This is a genomic window from Microbispora sp. NPDC049633, assembly GCF_040675265.1.
GTDB classification, from domain to species: Bacteria; Actinomycetota; Actinomycetes; order Streptosporangiales; family Streptosporangiaceae; genus Microbispora; species Microbispora maris.
Genome location: NZ_JBFAOO010000374.1, coordinates 1 through 2,893, shown reverse-complemented (window position 1 = coordinate 2,893; position 2,893 = coordinate 1). Strand labels below are relative to the sequence as shown.

Genomic DNA, 2,893 nt, shown 5'->3' with positions numbered 1-2,893 from the left:
CCATGACCTCGTCATGATCCGGACACTGGTAGACATATCCGCGTGATTCGCGTACTCCTTGCCGAGCACCCCGATGAAGATCGCGCCGGCGTTGCGCACGCGGGCGGCGACCGCGTGCGCGTCGGCCGTCTGGATCTCAAGGTGCTCGGCGGCGTAGGCGTCGACGACCCTCAGGCCGTCCTCGATGTCGGAGACGAGCACGATGCCGGACTGGCGGCCGGCGAGCGCCTCGGTGATGCGCGCGGAGTGCCGCGTCGCGGCCACCTGGCCGGGCAGTTCCTTCTCCACCGCGTCGGCCAGCTCGGGACTCGTGGTGACCAGGACGGCCGCCGCGATCACGTCGTGCTCGGCCTGGCTGATCAGGTCGGCGGCGACGTGCGCGGGGTCGGCGGTCTCGTCCGCGAGGATCGCGATCTCGGTCGGACCCGCCTCCGAGTCGATCCCGATGCGGCCCTTGAGCAGGCGCTTGGCCGCGGCCACCCAGATGTTGCCCGGACCGGTCACCATCGTGGCCGGGCGGCACTCCTCGGTGCCGTAGGCGAACATCGCCACGGCCTGGGCGCCGCCCACGGCGTACACCTCGTCGACGCCGAGCAGCGCGCAGGCGGCGAGGATCGTGGGGTGCGGCAGGCCGCCGAACTCCTTCTGCGCGGGCGAGGTGACGGCCAGCGAGGGCACGCCCGCCTCCTGCGCGGGGACCACGTTCATGACCACGCTGGAGGGGTAGACGGCCCGGCCTCCGGGGACGTACAGCCCCACGCGGTCGACCGGAACCCAGCGCTCGGTGACCGTGCCGCCCGGCACGACCTGCGTGGTGGTGTCGGTGCGCCGCTGGTCGCGGTGGACCAGGCGGGCGCGGCGGATCGACTCCTCCAGCGCCGCGCGCACGACCGGGTCCAGCTCCTCGAGGGCGCGTGCGAGTGCCTCGGCGGGCACCCGGGCCGACTCGATCTCGACGCCGTCGAACCTCGCGGTCAGCTCCCGTACGGCTGCCGCGCCGCGATGGCGTACGTCCTCACAGATGGGCCGCACCTTCTCCAGGGCGGCCTCGACGTCGAGTTCGGCGCGGGGCAGCACGTCGCGCAGGTCGGCAGGAAGGGACCCGCGCAGGTCGATACGGGAAATCACCGTCCCAGTCTACGGATGACCAGGGCCGGATCCGCGTGTGTCCAGCATGCGGGACGGGCGTTTCACCGGCGGGCGCACCCTCCCGGAGCTGCGACGTCGTCGTCCACGCTCGATTCGGGGCCCGGACCTTGACGGGTTTTCGGGCACCGATCCACACTCTCGGCCAAGGACAGTCACATTCGGTCAGTCGAAGGCGGGGTCTCGTGCTCCCGGCACAGCGTCACCAGCGGATCATCGAAGCCCTCGGGCGGAAGGGCACCGTACGCACCGAGGACCTGGCCGCGCTGCTCGGCGTCTCCCACGAGACCGTCCGGCGCGACCTGGCGATCCTGGAGCGCCGCGCGCTGCTCGTCCGCGTCCACGGCGGCGCGACCGCGGCGCCGTCCGGCACCGGCGAGGAGCTGTCCTACCTGGAGCGCTCGACGAGCCGCTCCGAGGCGAAGGCCGTGATCGGCGAGCTCGCGGCGCGGCTACTGCGGCCGGGCCAGACCGTGATCATCGACGTGGGCACCACGGCCGTCCACGTCGCCAGGGCCCTCCCTCCGGCCTTCCGGGGGGTGGTCGCCACCTGCTCGCTGCTCGTGGCGGCCGAGCTGGCCGGCCGTCCCGGCGTGGAGGTGCTGGTGTCGGGCGGGCGCGTCAGGCAGGGCGACCTCGCCGTCTCCAACGCCCACACGCTGGGGTTCTTCCAGGACCTGCGCGCCGACGTGGCGTTCCTCGGCTCGGGCGGCGTGGACGCCGAGGCCGGGCTCACCGACTACTTCCTGGACGAGGTCGCGACCAAGCGGGTGATCCTCGCCGGCACCGCCCGGACGTACGTGCTCGCCGACAGCTCGAAGCACGGCAGGGTCGCCGCCTACCGGGTGTGCGCCCTGGACGACCTAGCCGGTCTCATCACCGACGCGGAACCCCCTCCCGCGCTCGCGTCCGCCCTGGTCAGAGCGGATGCCGAGGTGATCAGTCCATAGGCGGCCGGCGATCGACCAGGGCGCCTCGGGCACCGCCTCGCACCCCGATCGACGAACCGAGTATCAGTGGTCCGCCACCACTTCCCGCACGCCGAATAGCCGCAATTCGTCCTTTGGAGCGATATGAGCGGGCATTCATCTGTGGCTCCAATCAATCGCCCAGCCGCGGTTGATTGAGGCGGTAGGCCAGGGGGAGAATTAGCACAGGAATTCGAATCTGGCCGTGGAAACGGAGGGCGCGATGGACACGTTGGGCAACGTCCATAGGCGCTCTCGGCGTCCGAATATCTCTGGTCGTTGGTGGGCCGACGCGACGGCCAATTCACCGCTCTGGCCGTCAGAAGCCCCCAGACATTTCTGTAAGAGCGGGACCTGCCCGTGCCCTGAATGCGTGTCGCGCGACAAGGGCGCATCCCTTTCCGACAGCACGCGGAAGCCCGGCGACGGAAGCACCAGTGGTCATGCCGGCACTGCGGGTAGTGCTGCGGACCCTGGTTCCGGTCGTCCCGAGGCCGGTGCCGGTCGGAATAGGGGCCGGTCGTCGTGGGTGTTGGTTGGTGCTGTTCGTGAGTCGGCGCAGTCGTTGGCGCTGGCGCCGGTTCCGGACGATGTGGACATCTGCCTGGCCGAGACCGAGGAGTTGTTGTTCGCCCGGGATCGGATCACGTGTGCTCTTGCTGATCGGGTGGGGCGGGTGCATCGGGCGGGGCAGGCCAAGCAGCAGGGGCATGCCTCCACCCGCAGCTGGCTGCGCACCACGGGCGGGATGACGGTCGCGGGCGCGGGCCGCCTGCTGA

At 71.0% G+C, this 2,893-nt stretch carries 3 protein-coding genes; 2 read left to right on the top strand and 1 reads right to left on the bottom strand.

The features are described from left to right. Positions 1-1,128: histidinol dehydrogenase (gene hisD, locus AB0J39_RS39015; protein WP_363474187.1), on the bottom strand; the 1,128-nt coding region annotated here is incomplete at its 3' end. Positions 1,129-1,331: 203 nt separating this feature from the next. On the opposite strand from hisD, the gene AB0J39_RS39010 reads away from it, so the two are divergent. Together AB0J39_RS39010 and AB0J39_RS39005 are read left to right on the top strand one after the other, a co-directional pair. Further along, on the top strand, positions 1,332-2,096 hold the full coding sequence (locus tag AB0J39_RS39010) for a DeoR/GlpR family DNA-binding transcription regulator (RefSeq protein ID WP_363474185.1): 765 nt from the start codon (positions 1,332-1,334) through the stop codon (positions 2,094-2,096). A gap of 547 nt (positions 2,097-2,643) precedes the next feature. Next, positions 2,644-2,893, top strand: a 250-nt coding sequence (locus AB0J39_RS39005) for a hypothetical protein (RefSeq protein WP_363474183.1), incomplete at its 3' end; no start/stop codon positions are given.